Consider the following 466-nt stretch of genomic DNA (forward strand, 5'->3'; position numbering starts at 1 on the left):
GACAGCTGCTTCGCTGCGCTTCTCGAAGATCTTCATCACCCGCCCGGTATAGGCAGGGCCGGTAGGATCCTCGGTCGGGAAGGTCTTGGCGAGCACGCGGTCGCCGATGCCGGGAACCGGGCCAGTGGCGCCGCGCGAAATGCGAATGGCGATGACAGGGGGCGAGCCGGGGCCGGTAAATTCGCTCGGATTGGCCAGAAGCACGCCGTCGGCATCGCGGCCGACAATGTCGAGCACGGCGACATGGGGCAGGGCGCCCGCGCGGGTGAGGCGCTTGCGTTCCTTCGTCAGCAGACCTTCGTCCCGAAGGTCACGCAGCAGGTCCTTCAGCCAGATGCGGTCCTCGCCGCGCAACGCGAAAGCCTTGGCGATCTCGCGTTTTCCGGAACGGTCGGGATTTTCGGCGATGTAGCGCAGGATTTCGTCGCGCGAGGGCCGGTAGTCGTCCTTGACCTTGGCCCTGGTG

At 66.3% G+C, this 466-nt stretch carries 1 pseudogene; it reads right to left on the minus strand.

The features are described from left to right. Window positions 1-466, minus strand: a pseudogene (locus tag EOA29_RS39930) (ribonuclease R); the annotation flags it as partial.

This window comes from Mesorhizobium sp. M1E.F.Ca.ET.063.01.1.1, from assembly GCF_003998155.1.
Taxonomy (GTDB): domain Bacteria; phylum Pseudomonadota; class Alphaproteobacteria; order Rhizobiales; family Rhizobiaceae; genus Mesorhizobium.